14 protein-coding genes and 2 tRNA genes are annotated in these 16964 nt (G+C 65.0%); 9 read left to right on the top strand and 7 right to left on the bottom strand.

The features are described from left to right. Positions 1-34: 34 nt before the first annotated feature. The 9 genes from hscA (at position 35) to ACYVKR_RS18240 (ending at position 7285) form a co-directional block, all read left to right on the top strand. A complete protein-coding gene (gene hscA / locus ACYVKR_RS18200; protein ID WP_460482370.1) occupies positions 35-1897 on the top strand; it encodes a molecular chaperone HscA in 1863 nt (620 codons plus the stop codon). Between the two features lie 20 nt (positions 1898-1917). Then, complete coding sequence (gene fdx, locus ACYVKR_RS18205) at positions 1918-2256, top strand: 2Fe-2S iron-sulfur cluster-binding family protein (protein WP_460482371.1); 339 nt, start codon at positions 1918-1920, stop codon at positions 2254-2256. Between the two features lie 2 nt (positions 2257-2258). Then, positions 2259-2975 (top strand): DNA polymerase III subunit epsilon, encoded by a 717-nt coding sequence (gene dnaQ / locus ACYVKR_RS18210; RefSeq protein ID WP_460482372.1) that lies wholly within the window; start codon positions 2259-2261, stop codon positions 2973-2975. A gap of 56 nt (positions 2976-3031) precedes the next feature. Next, a tRNA-Val gene (locus ACYVKR_RS18215) sits at positions 3032-3106 on the top strand. A gap of 113 nt (positions 3107-3219) precedes the next feature. After that, positions 3220-3294, top strand: a tRNA-Val gene (locus tag ACYVKR_RS18220). Between the two features lie 725 nt (positions 3295-4019). Further along, a complete protein-coding gene (locus tag ACYVKR_RS18225) occupies positions 4020-4769 on the top strand; it encodes a GntR family transcriptional regulator (RefSeq protein WP_460482373.1) in 750 nt (249 codons plus the stop codon). A 35-nt stretch (positions 4770-4804) separates the two neighbouring features. Beyond that, positions 4805-5488, top strand: coding sequence for a dienelactone hydrolase family protein (locus ACYVKR_RS18230; RefSeq protein ID WP_460482374.1), 684 nt, complete (start codon positions 4805-4807; stop codon positions 5486-5488). Positions 5489-5507: 19 nt separating this feature from the next. Then, positions 5508-6257 carry an SDR family NAD(P)-dependent oxidoreductase gene (locus tag ACYVKR_RS18235; protein WP_460482375.1) on the top strand — a complete coding sequence of 250 codons (750 nt, stop codon included), beginning with the start codon at positions 5508-5510 and terminating at the stop codon, positions 6255-6257. Positions 6258-6298: 41 nt separating this feature from the next. Beyond that, positions 6299-7285, top strand: a complete 987-nt coding sequence (locus tag ACYVKR_RS18240; protein ID WP_460482376.1) for a Bug family tripartite tricarboxylate transporter substrate binding protein — start codon at positions 6299-6301, stop codon at positions 7283-7285. Positions 7286-7312: 27 nt separating this feature from the next. Here the strand turns inward: ACYVKR_RS18240 and ACYVKR_RS18245 are convergent, their stop codons facing one another. The 7 genes from ACYVKR_RS18245 to ACYVKR_RS18275 form a co-directional block, all read right to left on the bottom strand. Continuing rightward, positions 7313-7642: a DUF883 domain-containing protein gene (locus ACYVKR_RS18245; protein WP_460482377.1), complete on the bottom strand. Its 330-nt coding sequence runs from the start codon at positions 7640-7642 to the stop codon at positions 7313-7315. 41 nt (positions 7643-7683) lie between these two features. Continuing rightward, a complete protein-coding gene (aspA, locus tag ACYVKR_RS18250) occupies positions 7684-9105 on the bottom strand; it encodes an aspartate ammonia-lyase (RefSeq protein WP_460482378.1) in 1422 nt (473 codons plus the stop codon). A gap of 119 nt (positions 9106-9224) precedes the next feature. After that, on the bottom strand, positions 9225-10178 hold the full coding sequence (locus ACYVKR_RS18255; RefSeq protein ID WP_460482379.1) for an amino acid ABC transporter substrate-binding protein: 954 nt from the start codon (positions 10176-10178) through the stop codon (positions 9225-9227). A 22-nt stretch (positions 10179-10200) separates the two neighbouring features. Then, positions 10201-11556 carry a dicarboxylate/amino acid:cation symporter gene (locus ACYVKR_RS18260; RefSeq protein ID WP_460482380.1) on the bottom strand — a complete coding sequence of 452 codons (1356 nt, stop codon included), beginning with the start codon at positions 11554-11556 and terminating at the stop codon, positions 10201-10203. A 37-nt stretch (positions 11557-11593) separates the two neighbouring features. After that, positions 11594-12619: a C45 family autoproteolytic acyltransferase/hydolase gene (locus ACYVKR_RS18265; RefSeq protein ID WP_460482381.1), complete on the bottom strand. Its 1026-nt coding sequence runs from the start codon at positions 12617-12619 to the stop codon at positions 11594-11596. Beyond that, a complete protein-coding gene (locus ACYVKR_RS18270) occupies positions 12616-14073 on the bottom strand; it encodes a biotin carboxylase (RefSeq protein WP_460482382.1) in 1458 nt (485 codons plus the stop codon). The genes ACYVKR_RS18265 and ACYVKR_RS18270 overlap by 4 nt, the downstream gene beginning before the upstream one ends. Then, positions 14070-16958, bottom strand: coding sequence for an aminotransferase class I/II-fold pyridoxal phosphate-dependent enzyme (locus ACYVKR_RS18275; RefSeq protein WP_460482383.1), 2889 nt, complete (start codon positions 16956-16958; stop codon positions 14070-14072). Before ACYVKR_RS18275 ends, ACYVKR_RS18270 begins: the two co-directional genes overlap by 4 nt. Positions 16959-16964 lie beyond the last annotated feature (6 nt).

Consider the following 16964-nt stretch of genomic DNA (forward strand, 5'->3'; position numbering starts at 1 on the left):
CCGGCCATAAAAACCTTTCACCGATATCGACACCATGGCATTGCTGCAAATCTCCGAACCCGGCCAGTCCCCCGATCCGCACCAGCGGCGCATCGCCGTGGGCATAGACCTGGGTACCACGCACTCGCTGGTAGCGGCCGTGCGCAATGGCGTGGCCGAATGCTTGCCCGATGAGCAAGGCCGCGTGCTGCTGCCGTCGGTGGTGCACTACCACGCCGGTGGCAAGCGCGACATCGGCTACGCCGCGCTGGCCAACCCCGGGCTGGATGCGGCCAACACCATCGCTTCCGCCAAGCGGCTGATGGGCCGCACGCTGGCCGACGTGCAGGGCGCAGCCGCCTTGCCATACCAACTGGTGCAGCCCGAGGACTCGGGCATGGTCGCCATCGAGACCGTCGCCGGCCGCAAGTCGCCGGTGGAGATCAGCGCCGAGATCCTGGCCACGCTGCGCTACCGCGCCGAGGACACCTTCAACGACGACCTGTACGGCGCCGTCATCACCGTGCCTGCGTATTTCGACGACGCGCAGCGCCAGGCCACCAAGGATGCGGCGCAGCTCGCCGGCATCAAGCTGCTGCGCCTGATCAACGAGCCCACCGCCGCCGCCATCGCCTACGGCCTCGACAACGCGGCCGAGGGCATCTACGCGGTCTACGACCTGGGCGGCGGCACCTTCGACATCTCCATCCTGCGGCTGACGCGCGGCGTATTCGAGGTCATCGCCACCGGCGGCGACTCGGCGCTGGGCGGTGACGACTATGACGCCGCCATCGTGCAGTGGGTGCAGCAGCAGGCTGGCATCGAGGCCACGTCCGCGCAGGACAAGGCCCTGCTGCGCCACGCCGCCAAGCAGGCCAAGGAAGGCCTGACTGCTACTGAAACCGTAGCTGTCTGCGCTCAACTGGCGGGCACCAGCATCGATACTCCCTTGAACCGTGCCGATTTCAACGCCATCACCCAGCCGCTTACCGACCGCACGCTGGCGGCCGTGCGCCGCGCGCTGCGCGACGCGCAGCTGGCGGTCGACGAAGTGCAGGGCGTGGTCATGGTGGGCGGCTCCACCCGCATGCCGCAGGTGCGCGCTGCCGTCGGCCAGTACTTTGGAACCGAGCCGCTGGTCAACCTGAACCCCGACGAGGTGGTGGCGCTGGGCGCTTCCATCCAGGCCAACCAGCTCGCCGGCAACGACACCCATGGCAACCTGCTGCTGCTGGACGTGATCCCGCTGTCGCTGGGCATCGAGACCATGGGCGGGCTGGTCGAGCGCATCGTTAGCCGCAACGAAACCATCCCCACCGCGCGCGCGCAGGACTTCACCACCTACAAGGATGGCCAGACTGCGCTTGCCATCCACGTGGTGCAGGGCGAACGCGACCTGGTGGCCGACTGCCGCAGCCTGGCGCGCTTCGAGCTGCGCGGCATTCCGCCGATGGCCGCCGGCGCGGCGCGCATCCGCGTGAGCTTCACCGTCGACGCCGACGGCCTGCTGTCGGTCAGCGCCGAGGAGCAGGCCAGCGGCGTGCAGGCGCAGATCGACGTCAAGCCGTCCTACGGTCTGTCGGACGAGCAGATCGCCCGCATGCTGCAGGAGAGCTTCACCACCGCCGCTGAGGACATCCAGGCGCGCGCGCTGGTCGAGGCGCGCGTCGATGGCGACCGCCTGCTGCTGGCCACGCAAAGCGCGCTGGATGCCGACGGCGACCTGCTGTCCGAAGCCGAACGCGCGAAGGTGGACGGCCTGATGGATGCGCTGCGCGCAGAGATCGCTGGCAGCGACGCCGCGAAGATCGAGGCTGCCAGCGAAGCGCTGGCCAAGGGCACCGAGGAGTTCGCCGCCGAGCGCATGAACCGCGGCATCCACCAGGCGCTGACCGGCAAGAACGTGCAGTCCATCTGAATCCGATAGAAAAACCACCCATGCCCGTCATCAAAATACTGCCCCACCACGAATATTGCCCGAACGGCGCCGAGATCAACGCGCCCGCCGGTACCTCCATCTGCGAAGCGCTGCTGGAGAACGGCATCAACATCGAGCATGCCTGCGACATGAGCCGCGCCTGCACCACCTGCCACGTCATCGTGCGCCAGGGCTTCGATTCGATGGAGCCGGCCGAGGAAGAGGAAGACGACCTGCTCGACAAGGCCTGGGGCCTGGAGCCGCAGTCGCGTCTGTCGTGCCAGGCCATCGTGGCGCGCGAGGACCTGACCGTGGAAATCCCCAAGTACTCGATCAACCACGCCAAGGAAAATCACTGACCATGTCCCGCCAGATCATCCTCGACACGGAAACCACCGGCCTGTCGGCAGAGCAGGGCGACCGCGTGATCGAACTGGGTTGCGTGGAGCTGCTGGACCGCCGGCTCAGCGGCAACAACCTGCACCTGTACTTCAACCCGGACCGCAACAGCCACGAGGATGCGCTGCGGGTGCACGGCATCACCAACGAGTTCCTGAAGGACAAGCCGCGCTTCCATGAGATGGCGGCCCAGGTCCGCGAGTACCTCGAAGGCGCGGAGCTGATCATCCACAACGCCGCGTTCGACATGGGCTTCCTGAACAAGGAGTTCGAGCTGGCCGGCCTGCCGCCGCTCAAGAGCCTGGTCAGCGGCGTGATCGACACCTGGGCCATGGCCAAGGAGCTGTTCCCCGGCAAGCGCAACTCGCTCGACGCGCTGTGCGACCGCCTGGACGTGGACAACTCCGGCCGCACGCTGCACGGCGCCTTGCTCGATGCCGAGCTGCTGGCCGACGTCTACATCAACATGACGCGCGGCCAGGAGCAATTGCTGGACGTGGCCGACAGCAGCGCCGACAGCGCGCAGTCGCAAGGCATCACGCTGGCCCGCGTGGACCTGAGCCAGTTCGAGCTGCCGGTGCTGGCGCCGAACGAACAGGAACTGGCCGCGCACGACGCGGTGCTGGCGCAGATCGACAAATCCAGCGGCGACAAGACCGTCTGGAAAAAATTTGCCTGATTTCTTTTGTAGCGTGAATTTGGTGACATAATAGCGGTCTTGCCACACAGCGGCACGGGTGATTAGCTCAGCGGTAGAGCACTGCCTTCACACGGCAGGGGTCACATGTTCGATCCATGTATCACCCACCAGTTTTTCTTAATAAAGTCAACAAGTTGAGCTTATTGAGAAGGCTCCGCAGATGGCACGGTACGGAAAGTACGAAAATTTTGATTTCAGCTTATCCGTCGATATGTTGTCTACCGGGTCGTTAACTCAGCGGTAGAGTGCCACCTTCACACGGTGGAAGCCAGTGGTTCGATCCCACTACGACCCACCAAATACCAAACCCGGCCTACGTGCCGGGTTTGTCGTTTCAGAGCGTGTAGCCAGGGTGCGTCCTATTGGCAATAGATGCCTTGGCTAGTGACTGCATGCTACGACCTAGAGGTGCAAGTGCTAGATTGTTCCCGGGTGTTGGGCGGCGTAGGTCTGGTGATAAAGGCCTGCCTCGCCAATCTCGCGCATGGCGAACAGTTTGAGTAGCTTGGGCAGCGTGGGTTCTTTGGTGCCGCAATCTTTCACCGGCGGGCATGGCAACCAACCTAGCCTGAATGTCAGGATACGGCATAGAGGCCGCATCGGCGAATTGACCTCGTATTTGACGCCGTGCGGGGGTGCATCTGCATCATGCAAGACAAGCGCCTAGCCCGCATCGCCCTCCTTGGTAGGGCGTTGATCGTTTGCCATTGGCCGATGGCCTCGTGCTGAACCAGTCCCAGGGAAACGCCAGGGTGGCTCACGTTTCAGCTCGTGCGCAAAACCGCGCAGGGTCCATTGTCGCCACGTCCGCTCTTTCCATCGTGCCCCCACGCGGCTGACCGCTACCTTATGCAGCCGCCTTCCCTGACTTCATCGCGCTATCTGCTGCCGGAGGGGGCTGCATTCTCGACTGTATCCAAGCCCTTTGGCGGGGGTGAAGTTGCTGAGGGTTTTCCTGGTATTCACCCTAGATTTTTTGCCTTGCAAAATTAAAGTCATAACTTTATTATTAGGTTGGAACTTATGAAAAACTCTTCCTCCGTCACTCCTTCTGAGCCGCTCTACCGGCAGGTGAGCAGTGCCTTGCTCGAGCGCATCAAGTCTGGCGAGTTGGCCATTGGCACCATTCTTCCGAAGGAGCTGGATTTTGCCAAGGAACTCGGCGTGAGCCGGGTGACGCTGCGCCAGGCGCTGGACATCCTGGAAAAGGGCGGGGTGGTCCAGCGTGTCAGAAAGGTAGGAACCAAAATCATCGCTTCTGGCATGGCCACCGCCTATGTCCAGCAGATGGATGGCCTCGACAACATCTTGCGGCTCGCCGGCCAGACCGCGATGCGCATCGATGAGGTGAGCACGGTCAAGGGCGAGCCCGACGAAGGGTTGGCAGGCATTGCCAGCGCGACTGGCTATTGGCTGGCCGTGGCCGGGGTGCGCCACCTCCAGGGGGCCAGCGCGCTCTCGACCTGGACGACCGTTTACGTGGACAACAAGTACGCGGGCATTGCCCCCTTCCTGGAGCGCGAGGTGGACTCCATCTACGCGCTGGTGGAGCAGGTCTATGGCTTGGCCGTTCACAGCATCAGCCACCGCATCGGCGCCTGCGCTCTGAATGAGGAAATTGCCCGGGCTCTGGACCTACCCGTCGGCTCTGCAGGCCTGCAGGTCCAGGCCTGGCTGTATGCCGCAGATGGCTCGCTCATCGAGTACGTGCGATCTGTCCACAACCCGCTCTTGATTTCCATCGAACTCAAGAGCCAAAGAGGCGCTGCGTAGGCGTTCGATTTACTTTCATCCTCAGGAAACCTTCCATGAACTTCATCAAGCTCCATGCCGACGACGGCTTTGAAATCCCCGCGCTCCATGTCCCCAGCGCCACCGGCAGCGGCCGTCCCCTGGTTCTGATTCAGGAGATCTTCGGCATCAATGCCTCCATGAAGGAGGCTGCCCAGGCCTGGGCGCGCGAGGGCTTCGAGGTGCTGTGCCCGGACCTGTTTGCGCGGCAAGAGGCCGGACTCGAACTGGATCCGCGCCAGCCCGAGCAATTCCAGCGCGGCGTTGCATTGATGCAAGGCATGGACCAGGACCGCGCGGTGCGTGATCTCGACGCAGCACGCCAATGGTTCGTGGCGCAGGGGCGTGGCGAGAAGGTCGCCGCCCTGGGCTACTGCCTGGGCGGCCGCTTGGCGGTCATGATGGCCATGTCCACGCCGATCAGCGCCGCGGTGAGCTACTACGGCGTGGGCCTGGAGGCATTGCTGCCTGCTGAGCGGGTGGCAATGGCCCCCTGCATGCTCCATGTCGCTGAGCGCGACGCATTCGTGCCGGCGCAGGCTCGTCAAACGATCCTGGACCGCGCTGCGCGCCAGGATCGGATGCCGGTTCATGTGTATGCCGGATGCGACCATGCTTTCGCGCGGCCAGACGGCGAGCACTTCGACGCACCGGCAGCGGCGCAGGCCCGCGAGCGCACGCTGGCCTTTCTGCAAGCTTGATGATCGATCAGAGCGTGCAATGACATTCCAAGGCAAGACGGTCGTGGTCACTGGCGCTGCCCAGGGCATCGGCTTGGCGATCTCGCGCCGCTTCGCGCTGGACGGTGCCCGTGTAGCCATGGTCGATCTCGATGGCGGGCGTGTGCGGCAGGCGGCCGAAGAGCTGCGCGGGCAGGGCGCTGCAGTCTTTGATTGCGCCGCCGATGTGGCTGACGCACAGGCCATGCAGGACGTCGCCGCCGCCACCGAGCGGCAACTGGGCCCCTGTGACGTGCTGGTCAGCAATGCCGGTGTGCTGCTGCGCACTGTGCTGGATGATGCGCAGGTGCTCAGCCAGTGGCGCCGCACCTTGAGCGTCAATCTTGACGGCTGCTTCCATGTGGCGCATGCCTATCAGGCGCAACTGCGCCGCACGCGGGGCTGCATTGTCAACGTCGCGTCGATTCACGCTTTTGTGGCGGTGAGAAATTCAGCGGCCTATACGGCGTCCAAGGGCGGCGTCAAGCAGCTGACGCAGGCGCTGGCCCTGGAGCTGGGTGCCGATGGTGTGCGCGTGAACGCGGTCGCGCCTGGCATCACCGATACCGAGATGACGCAAGGCACGCGCAATGATCCTGCTGCCCTGGCGGCCTTCCTGTCCCGGGTGCCGTTGAATCGCACGGTACACCCCGATGACGTGGCCAACGCGGTCCGTTTCCTGGCCAGCAGCGAGGCCGCCTGCATCACCGGCGTGACGCTGCCGGTCGACGGCGGCTATTGCGCCACCTAGCGTCCCTCCATCCTTTCCCCACCTCAGAAACCGGAGTTCCCATGCTGACTCGTCGCCATTTGCTGGCTGCCGGCGCTGCTGCCGCTGCCGTACCTTCGCTCGCACCCCGCCCAGCCTGGGCGGAGAAGCTCAAGTCCACGAAGATCATCGTCGGCTTTGCGCCGGGCGGCACCACCGACCTGGTCGGGCGCCGGGTGGCCGAGAAGCTCGGGGGCAATTTCGCGGAAACCGCGATCGTGGACAACCGCTCCGGCGCGAGCGGCCAGATCGCCTGCATGGCGGTGAAGAACGCGTTGCCGGATGGACAGACCCTCTTGTGCACGCCATATTCGTGCATGGTGATCTTTCCGTTCGTCTACAAGAAGCTGGGCTATGACCCCGTGGCCGATTTCGTGCCCGTGGGCATCGCCGCCACCACCACGCAGGCCATGGCCGTGGGGCCGATGGTGCCATCCTCGGTCAAGACCGTTCAGGACTACGTGGCCTGGGTGAAGGCCAATCCGCAGTACAACGGCTACGGCTCGCCGGCGGCCGGCTCGACCTCGCATTTCCTGGGCGCGCTGCTGGGCATGGAGGCCGGGCTGCCACTGGTGCAGATTCCCTACCGTGGCGCCGTGCCCGGCATCGCGGACGTGATCGCCGGCCAGATCCCCGTCATGTTCACCACGACCGGCGACCTGCTGCCGCAATACAAGGCCGGCAAGCTGCGCCTGCTTGCCACCTCGGGGCCCAAGCGCACGATCTTCACGCCCGATGTGCCCACTTTTGCGGAGCAGGGTTTTCCGATGCTCAGCAGCGAGGAGTGGTTCGGCTTCTATGCGCCAGCCAGGACGCCGGCGGCGATCGTGCAGTCCGCCAATGCGGCGCTGCGAACCGCATTGCAGGACCGCTCGGTGATTGATTCGCTGGCAGGTCTGGGGCTGGTGGCTGCGGCCTCGTCGCCCGAGGAGATGGCCGAGTCGCAGCGCAAGCAGACCGAGCGCTGGGGGCCGCTGGTCAAGAAGATCGGGTTTACTGCCGAGTCCTGAAGCAGCGGAAATCAACGCGGTGGCATTTCAGTCATCCGCCCGCCGGCCCAGCAGCAGGCCGATGCTCAGCCCGATCGCGAGTCCGGCCGCCAGCGCGCCGGCAGTGGCATTCCAGGGCTCCTCGCGGACATAGGTGTTGACCTGGGTGGCGGCCTCCCGGGCCTTGCGCGCGGCATGCTGGCGCTTGTCCCCGATGGCCTGCCGCGCCGTGGCGAGGCGGGCCTTGAGGCGCTGGCGCAGCGCCTGGATCTGCGGATCGGCTTCGAGTTCGGGGGACGACAGCACGGCGTTGACGTCGGCCGCCAAGTCTTCGACGGCTTCGCTGGCCGCGGTGTCGAGTGCGCTGGAATGGGACATGGGAGAAAACCTTTCGATGGTGGGAGATGGGATTGGGGGCGTCAGGCGCCCAGCTTCAGCGCCGTGGGCTGCGTGAGGACCTCGGGCCGCAGGATTTCGTCGAGTTGCGCCTTGGACAGCAGGCCCTTGGCCAGCACGATGTCGTAGACGCTGCCGCCGCTGGCATGGGCTTCCTGCGCGACGGCGGTGGCGTTGGCATAGCCGATGTAGGGATTGAGCGCCGTCACGATGCCGATGGAGTTCTCCACCGAGGCGCGCAGGTGCGCCTCGTTGGCCGTGATGCCCTTCACGCAGCGCTCGGCCAGCGTCAGGCAGCCGTTGCGCAGGTGGCTCACGCTCTTGAAGATGCTGTGGGCGATGATGGGCTCGAACGCATTGAGCTGCAGTTGCCCGGCCTCGGCCGCGAAGCTGACGGTCACGTCGTTGCCGATGACCTCGTAGGCGATCTGGTTCACCACCTCGGGGATGACCGGGTTCACCTTGCCTGGCATGATGCTCGAGCCCGCCTGCATGGGCGGCAGGTTGATCTCGCCCAGGCCCGCGCGCGGGCCGCTGGACAGCAGCCGCAGGTCGTTGCAGGTCTTCGAGAGCTTGACCGCCACCCGCTTGAGCACGCCGGACAGCTGCACGAAGGCGCCGCAGTCCTGCGTGGCCTCGATCAGGTTGGGCGCGGTCTGCAGCGCAATGCCGGTGATCTCCTGCAGGTGCTTGAGCACCCGTGGCGCATAGTCCGGGTGCGCGGTGATGCCGGTGCCGATGGCGGTGGCGCCCATGTTGATCTCGCAGATCAGCAGCACGGCTTCGCGCAGCCGCGCCTGGTCCTCGCCGATCATGACCGCGTAGGTGCTGAACTCCTGGCCCAGGGTCATGGGTACGGCGTCCTGGAGCTGGGTGCGGCCCATCTTCAGCACATGCTTGAACTCATCGGCCTTGTGCTCGAAGGCCACGCGCAGCACCTCCATGGCGTCGATCAGCTGGTGGATGCCGAACCAGGTCGCGATCTTGAGCGCGGACGGGTAGACGTCGTTGGTGCTCTGCCCGATGTTCACCTGCTCGTTGGGGTGCAGGTACTGGTACTCACCCTTGCGGTGGCCCAGCAGTTCCAGCGCGCGGTTCGCGATCACCTCGTTGGCGTTCATGTTGGTCGAGGTGCCGGCGCCGCCCTGGATCACGTCGACCACGAACTGCTCGTGCAGCCGCCCGGCCTGCAGCTCCAGGCATGCGTTGACGATCGCATCGCAGCGTGGCTCGTCCAGCAAGCCCAGGTCGCGGTTGGCCAGTGCCGCCGCCTGCTTGATGCTGGCCAGCGCCCGGATCAGCTCGGGGTAGATCGAGATCGGCGTGCCGGTGATCGGGAAGTTCTCCTGCGCGCGCAAGGTGTGCACGCCATAGTAGGCGTCCGCGGGAACCTCGCGGTCTCCCAGCAGGTCGTGCTCGCTGCGAAAAGATGGATCGGTGCTCATGGTAAGACCTCCTTGCAAAAATAGGAGCTGCTGGCGCTTGCCGTACAAGCATTTCAAATGCAAATGTATTTGAATATGTCTGTTATCAAGCGCCAGCTGCTATGATTTTTATATTCCACTTACTCCGGCTTGATGACCATGGTTTCGATGATGGTCTGCAGCTGCGCGCTCATGGGCAGGTCCAGGCTGGTGCCCGAGGGCAGCTTGCGCAGGAACCAGCGCTTGTACTGGCGCTCGATCTCGCCGTCCTCGGCCAGCTCCTGGAAGCTCCTGGCGACCACCTGCGCGAGCTGCGGATCGTCCTTGCGGAACATGATGGCGTAGGGGTCGTACGAGAGGTAGTCGCCCACCACCTCGAACTTGCCACCCTTGCCCGCGTTCTCCGCGATCAGCCCGTACAGCAGCACATCGTCGGTGGCAAAGGCATCGGCGCCGCCCGCGGCCACCTGGGCAAAGCCCTGGGCGTGGTCGGGCACCACCTGCAGCTGGATGCCGAGCTTGAACTTGGCGTCCAGGTCGCGCAGCGTCTTCTCGTTCGTGGTGCCGGCCGTCACCGCCACCTTCTTGCCGGCCAGGTCGCGGAAGCTGCGGATGGCCGTGCCCTGTTTCACCATCACCTTGGTGCCGGCCACAAACATGATGGGCGAGAAGGCCACTTGCTTTTGGCGCTCCAGGTTGCTGGTGGTGGAGCCGCACTCCAGGTCCACCTTGCCGCTGGTCACCGCGGCGATGCGGTTGTCCGAGGTGACCGGCACCCACTGGATGGTGAGCGTCTTGTTGATCGCGTCCTCGATCGACGTGACCAGCGCCTTGCACAGCTCGATGGAGTAGCCGATGGGCTGCTGGCGGGCGTTGAGGTACGAGAACGGCACCGAGGCCTCGCGGTAGCCCAGCGCGATGGTGCCGCTGCCGCGCAGCTTGGCCAGCGTGCCGCTGAGTGCGGACGGTGACAGGTTGCCGGAGGCGCGGGTGGCTGCGTCGCGATCTTGCGCCTGGGCTGTCCCGGCCAGCAGCATGAGGCCCATCACGCATGCCTGCATGGGCCGCAGTTTCCATGTCCATTTGAGGTTCATGGCAGGTTCCTTGTCACTCGGCTTAGGAGTGGGCGGCAGATACAGGATGGGCCAGTGTGGCTTGCAGCTCCTGGTCCAGGCGCGCGGCATTGGTCTCGGCCTCGGCTTCGGGCAGCAGCTCGCCCTCCCACTTGGCGACCACGGCGCTGGCAATCGAGTTGCCCACCGCGTTCGTCGCCGAGCGGCCCATGTCGAGGAAGCTGTCCACGCCCAGGATCAGCAGCAGTCCGGCCTCGGGAATGTTGAACTGGTTCAGCGTCGCGGCGATCACCACCAGCGAGGCGCGCGGCACGCCAGCGATGCCCTTGGACGTAACCATCAGCACCAGCAGCATGGTGATCTGCGTGCCCAGCGACAGCTCAATGCCATAGGCCTGTGCAATGAACAGCGATGCAAAGGTGCAGTAGATCATCGAGCCGTCGAGGTTGAACGAGTAGCCCAGCGGCATGACGAAGCTCGAGATCTTGCGCTTGACGCCGAAGCGGTCCAGCGCGTCGAGGATCTTGGGGTAGGCGGCCTCGGAGCTGGCGGTGGCGAAGGAGATCATGAAGGGCTCCTTGATGAGCTTGAGCAGCTTGAAAACGCGTCCTCCCAGGAACAGGAAGCCGGCCAAGATCAGCACCAGCCACAGCACGATCAGCGCGATGTAGAAGTCCCCCATGAAGACGGCGAACTTGAGCAGCACACCCAGCCCGTTCACCGCTATGGTGGCGGCCATGGCCGCCATCACGGCGACCGGGGCGAGCTTCATCACGTAGCCGGTGATCTTGAGCATCACATGCGAGAGCTGGTCGACCGCATCGAGCAGGGTCTTGCCCTTCTCGCCCAGCGCGGCCAGCGCCACGCCGAAGAACATCGAGAACACCACGATCTGCAGGATCTCGTTGTTGGCCATGGCCTCGGCGAAGGACTTGGGCACCATGTGGCTGATGAAATCCTTGAGCGTGAACTTGCCGGTGGCCAGGTTGGCCGAGGTACCGATCTCGGGCAGCGGTAACCCAAAGTTGGCGCCCGGCTGCATGAGGTTGACCAGCACCATGCCCAGCAGCAGGGATACCAGCGAGGCACTCAGGAACCATGCCATGGCCTTGAAAAACACCCGGCCGATGGAAGATGCGTCGCCCATGTGCGCGATGCCCACCACCAGCGTGGAAAAGACCAGCGGGCCGATCAGCATCTTGATGAGACGCAGGAAGATGTCGGACAGGATGGAGATGTAGCCTGCCATTTCGGCGGCACTCTTCTTGTCCGGGAAGTTGATGAAGATCATGTGGCCGATCACGATGCCGATCACCATGGCGATCAGGATCCAGACGGCGGCGGGCAGTTTTTTCTTGGTAGAGGCGCTTGGTGCGCTGGGAGCTGTGGTTGCACTCATGGCAGTGTCTCCTTCAAAAATCTGTTGTTATCCATTGCTAGCCATGGGGATGGCTGGGAGGCGTGTTGGCGTAAACGATCTCCCGACAGCCTTCCTCGAAGGCTTTGACGGCCTGCGGCCAGCTCTGGCCGGGCCAGTGCAGTTCCATCCGGCCGGACTGTGGGGCGTAGGCCGCCGTGTACAACGTGCCGTAGCCGCGCAGCCAGGCGGGCTGGAACAAGGGCTCGCGCAGCATGGCTCCCACGGCCGCAGAGGCGGGGGCGCCGGTGCCGAGCTGGGCCTGCAACGCGGCAAGCCGCTCGCAAGCCGAGGTGGCCTGCGCGTGCGCGGGCCATTCCACGGAGTGCTGGAAGTTGGTGATGGCCCGATGGCGGGTGACTTCGACGGGCCGGTCCGGGTTCAGGAACACGGTGGCCCAGTCGCCTTGGGCATCGAGCAACGTGACGCTGTAGCACATGTGCACCGGCACGCGTTGCAGGATGGAAACGGCCGAGGCCGTGTCTTGCGCCACCTCGAGCACATAGCGCAGCACCAGCGGAATACCGAAGCCGTCACCGCAGACGGTGCGGCCGCCGAATGACAGCGATGCGGCCAGGCCCGACTCGTTCATGCCATCCAGCGCGCCCCACAGGCAGTCGCCCATGGCGACCACGCGCTGACCGCTCCAGCGGGTAGACAGCCAGCTGCCCTCCAGCAGTGCTGGCGCAAAGTCGTAGTTGCGCAGCAGCATGGGCTCGTGTTGGCCGCCGGGGTCAAGCCAGACCGCCTGTGAGCAGCCGGTGATATAGGGCGGCGGGTTCCACAGCGACAGAAAGCGCGCCTCGATATCGCCGCCGCCGGCCAGCTCCACCAGCCGCTCCCAGGTAGGCACCAATTCGGGCATGTGCTGGCGCAGGGCCCGGCGGCACTCCAGGAAGCTGGCGCGCGCCACCGCACCCTGGCGCAGGAACCAGGCCCGGTAGTAAGGCCAGGCCTGATCGCACAGCGCCTTCCATTTCTCGCCGGGCTGGTCTTCGGCGATGGCTCGGAAGTGGATGTGGATCGGCATGGCGGATGGCGTCACAGGATCTTGAACGAACCCGGCGTGGGGGCGGCCTCTTGCTGGGTGGCCAGGATGGGCTTGCCGGCGTAGTAGTTCTGGATGCCGCGGATCCAGTCGCGCGCCCGGACGTTGAGCTTGAAGTTGTCGTCCATCGAGCGGCCGCGCGTGATCAGGATGCCCAGGTCGGCGCCCTCGTAGCGGTAGTCGCCAGGCCCGGTGATGCGCAGGAAGAACGCCTCGCGCTCCGAGTCGATGGCCTTGCGGTTGTAGTCGAAGCGCTGGTAGGCTACGCTGCCGTCCTCGGCCATGCGGTAAATGCCGGTGGCCGGCGCGTGCGTGACCTGGTCGATCTTGTCGGAGGTGTACTTGATGACCACCTGGGACCAGGAGTCTATGAAGTGCGGCTGGGCCCAGCGCTCGTTGATCTCCTTGACGTTCAGGTCGAACGGCACGCCGGAGAATTCGAGCAGGTGGAACAGGAACAGCGGCGCATCGGCGTAGGCGAAGGCGGCGTGGTTGGTCATGGGGCTGGCGCCGCAGATGCGCGGGTTCAGCTCGCCCAGGTACACCTCGCCGTTGTCGGTGTCGATCAAGAAGTCGAGGTCGAAATAGCCGCGGTAGCCCTCGGCCAGCAGCTGGTTGCCGAAGCGCTCGGCCATGTCGCGCGCCTTGGCGCGCACCTCTTCGGAGAAGGCGCCGGGAAAGACCTCGTTGCCGCACCAGCCGCCCTTGTAGGGCGTGAGCTCACGCGCGCCCACCACCTCGGTCAGCAGCGGGCCCACCAGCGTGCCCGACTGCGTGGCGCAGGCCTCCAGCGTGGCGCCGCGGCAGTTGATGCGCTTCATGATCTTGACCTCGGGGTCGTTGACGATCTCATCCTTGTGCTTGTTGAAGTCGTCTTCCGAGGCGATGAAGAAGGTGGTGTGGCCCGAGTCGCCGAAGGCCGACTGCACCACCAGGTCCTTGCCCAGGCCGTTGCGCTCGGCGATCTGCATCAGGTGCTGGTAGCTGTCGACCTTCTCCAGTGCGTTGGGCACCGAATGCACGCCGGCCTTGTTGCCGATGCGCACGGTCTCCATCTTGTTGTCGCAGCGCTGGCGCAGCTTGGCTGGCGGGAACCAGACTTCCATGCCCAGTTCCTTGGCCAGCTCCTCGGTCTTCTCGTCGAACATCAGGAAGGTGGCGACCGGCTTGCCGCCGCGGCGCTCGATCAGGTCAACCACGTCCTTGTGCTGCAGCAGGTAGTTGTTGATGTCCTCGATGGACTGGAATTCCTCATGCGGAAGCTCCTGCGGCACGAAGACGTTGGGGTGGCGTCCGTCGAAGCAGTCTATGTAGTTGATGTAGCGGAAGCGGTTGACCCATCGGTCCATGCCCAGCAGGTTGAAGTTGGTCGCGCTGATGAAGTAGATCGGCCGCTCGTTGCGGTGGAACATCAGCAGCAGATCGGAGATGCTCTTGACTTTGTTGCTCACTTCTTGCTCCTCGGGTTGGACTTCTTTGGGGTAGGGGACTCGGTAGCCAGAACCAGTTCGGCGGGCGCGATCGCGTCGCTGGCCTGGGCTTGCGCGGCGCGGCCGGACAGCGCGAGCGCCGCTCGGGCGGCGGTGGCCTGCGCGGCCCGATCCAGCGCGGGCTGGCTGAAGATGCGGAAGCCCAGCTCGGGGCGGAAACCGTGGATTTCACGCACGTCCAGCGCCGCCATGAATTCCAGGATCTCGGCGCTGATCACCTGCCCTGGAACCAGGATGGGAAAGCCCGGTGGATAGGGAATCACGAAGAGCGCAGACACCAATTCGCGCCCCTGGGCGATGGCGTGGGCAGCCTCGGGCATGTCGATGTATTCGCAGTTCGTGTCGTCGTACGAGAGGAAGAAGGCGCTGCGGATGTCGCCGTCGCGGGTGCCGGCACGCCCCTCGACGCTGCGGCCGCGGAACGCGAAGTGGAAGCTCGAGAAATTGGGCAGCGGCGGCTGCTCCAGCGTCAGCGAACGCACGCGCTTTTCATGGATGCGCCGCTCGATGGCGCTCATGTCGGCCACGCGCGCGTCGACGTCGCGGGCGATCTTGATCAGCACCTCGATCAGGTAGGCGATCGCGGAGCGCGTGCTGCCGATGTTCGTCATGAACAGCACGGTGTTGCGCGAGGTCTTGTTGATCTGGATGCCGTACTTGTCCATCAACTCCTTGTTCTTGAAGGTGTCGCCGTCCATGCCGGTCGTGCCGATCACCAGGGTCGCACGCGTCGGGTCGAGCACGAATTCATCGCTGCGCCACGCAGCCTCGAGGTTGTCCCAGCCCGTCTCGTCGTTGTAGTAGTTGTCCACGCCGGATTCGCGGTAGGCCAGCGGCACCAGGTCGCCGATGCGCAGGAAGCGGAAATAGCGCTTGAGCAGCGGGTGGTGCAGCACCTGCTCGCGCAGGCTCATCGCCAGCTCCAGCTGGCGCTGGATCAGCTCGTAGCCTTCCAGCTCCACCTGGCGGCGGCCCACATCGAGCGATGCAAGGATCTGGTAGTTCGGCGAGGTCGACGTATGCGTCATGTAGGCCTCGTGGAACGATTCCTCCGCCTTGTCCTTGAAGTCCTGGTCCCAGATGTGGATCATCGAGCCCTGGCGCAGCGCGGTCAGCGTCTTGTGCGTGGAGTGCGTGGCGTAGACGCGCACGCGCGCCCGGGCCGGGTCGGGGATCAGGCGGGTGTCGAGCAGCTGTTCGTCGTCATTCCAGTCGATGCTGGCGGCGAAATCGGCGTAGCGCTTGGCGTAGGCCGGATCCTTGAAGGTCTCGCACAGCTTGGCGGCGCTGGCCATGGCGGTGCGCTGGCGATAGATGGGGTGGCAGCGCGCGAAGGCGAACCAGGCCTCGTCCCACAGGAAGACCAGGTCGGGCTTGATGGCCAGGCATTCCAGCATCACCCGCTCGACGTCATAGACGATGCCGTCGAAGGTGCAGTTGGTGAGCAGGACCATGCGCACGCGGTCGAGCGTGCCGGCGCGCCGGAAGCCCAGCAGGGTCTCCTTGATGTGGCGCAGGGGCACCGCGCCGTACATCGAGTACTGGTCCAGCGGATACGAGTCGAGGTAGGCCACCTGCGCGCCCGCCAGCACCAGGCCGTAGTGGTGCGACTTGTGGCAGTTGCGGTCCACCAGCACGATGTCGTCGGGCCGCACCAGCGCCTGCACCACGATCTTGTTGCAGGTGGAGGTGCCATTGGTCGCGAAGTAGGTACGGCGTGAGCCGAAGGCGCGGGCGGCATATTCCTGGGCGAGCTTGAGCGGGCCGACCGGGTCGAGCAGCGAATCGAGCCCGCCCGAGGTGGCCGAGGTCTCGGCCATGAACAGGTTCATGCCGTAGAACTGCGCCAGGTCACCGATCCAGTTGCTGTTCATGATCGCCTTGCCGCGGGCCAGCGGCAGTGCGTGGAATACGCCGGTGGGCTGCTTGGCATAGTCGCGCAGCGCATGGAAGAACGGCGTTTTGTGGCGCTCGCCCACGCCTTTCATGATGGCGCTGTACAGCTCGATGTGGTCTTCTTCGCCAAAGAAGATCCGCTTGAACACCTCACCCACGCGCGCGGCGACGTCCTCGACGCTGACGTCGGTGACGAGGTACAGGTCCAGCTCGGGGCGCAGCTGCGCGATCTGGCGGCCCAGCAGCGGTCCGCGCTCGAACTCGGGCATGGACTCGCTGTTGTCGTCCACCCCCTCAAGGAAGCGGCGCAGCATGCCGTTCCGGTTGACCGAACGGAACGGGAAACCGTGGCGGATGACCACCGCCTGCAGGTTGAAGTTGACCAGGGTGGCGATCAGCGCGTCTTCGAAGCTGGGAACGACGACGATGTCGAAGACGAAGTCGTCGTCCGGGCTGCGTTTGCGTTGCACGCGGCGGCGCAGCGCGTCTTCCTCGCTGGCGGACATCTCGTCGACGATCAGCACCTCGAAGTAGGGGCGGGCCAGCTGGGCCTGGCGTTCGCTGTCGGTCTCGATCTGCGAGGGCAGCTCGTTGTCGCTGTCCAGCGTGTTGGGGTCGTGGCGGTAGGTGCGCGCGGCCAGCACACGGTGGATGCGCCGGGCTGCCTGGTGCGCGCGCGCCAGTTCCTCGCGCTCGATCCACAGGCACAGCTCGCCGAACACCCGGCCGCCGGGAAAGGCCCAGTAGCTCTCGACCGGCGCCAGCGCGTCGAGGATGCGGCGCACATGCGCGAGCCGGCTTTCGCGCTCGGGATGCTCCGCGGGCAGGATGGCCAGCCGGCTGAGATCGTCCACCAGGCTGATCCAGCCATCGGCCCGCATCTCCCAGACGCTGCGGTGTCGGCTGAGCGAGGCACGGGCGCGCGGTTCGGTCAAGGATCGGGATGTCATGTTGGT

It is taken from the genome of Comamonas humi (genome assembly GCF_054782535.1).

Excerpts from the sequence above, each read along its gene's own strand:
- hscA (WP_460482370.1), top strand. The coding sequence starts at position 35 with ATGGCATTGCTGCAAATCTCCGAACCCGGCCAGTCCCCCGATCCGCAC.
- fdx (WP_460482371.1), top strand. The coding sequence starts at position 1,918 with ATGCCCGTCATCAAAATACTGCCCCACCACGAATATTGCCCGAACGGC.
- dnaQ (WP_460482372.1), top strand. The coding sequence starts at position 2,259 with ATGTCCCGCCAGATCATCCTCGACACGGAAACCACCGGCCTGTCGGCA.
- ACYVKR_RS18225 (WP_460482373.1), top strand. The coding sequence starts at position 4,020 with ATGAAAAACTCTTCCTCCGTCACTCCTTCTGAGCCGCTCTACCGGCAG.
- ACYVKR_RS18230 (WP_460482374.1), top strand. The coding sequence starts at position 4,805 with ATGAACTTCATCAAGCTCCATGCCGACGACGGCTTTGAAATCCCCGCG.
- ACYVKR_RS18235 (WP_460482375.1), top strand. The coding sequence starts at position 5,508 with ATGACATTCCAAGGCAAGACGGTCGTGGTCACTGGCGCTGCCCAGGGC.
- ACYVKR_RS18240 (WP_460482376.1), top strand. The coding sequence starts at position 6,299 with ATGCTGACTCGTCGCCATTTGCTGGCTGCCGGCGCTGCTGCCGCTGCC.
- ACYVKR_RS18245 (WP_460482377.1), bottom strand. The coding sequence starts at position 7,642 with ATGTCCCATTCCAGCGCACTCGACACCGCGGCCAGCGAAGCCGTCGAA.
- aspA (WP_460482378.1), bottom strand. The coding sequence starts at position 9,105 with ATGAGCACCGATCCATCTTTTCGCAGCGAGCACGACCTGCTGGGAGAC.
- ACYVKR_RS18255 (WP_460482379.1), bottom strand. The coding sequence starts at position 10,178 with ATGAACCTCAAATGGACATGGAAACTGCGGCCCATGCAGGCATGCGTG.
- ACYVKR_RS18260 (WP_460482380.1), bottom strand. The coding sequence starts at position 11,556 with ATGAGTGCAACCACAGCTCCCAGCGCACCAAGCGCCTCTACCAAGAAA.
- ACYVKR_RS18275 (WP_460482383.1), bottom strand. The coding sequence starts at position 16,958 with ATGACATCCCGATCCTTGACCGAACCGCGCGCCCGTGCCTCGCTCAGC.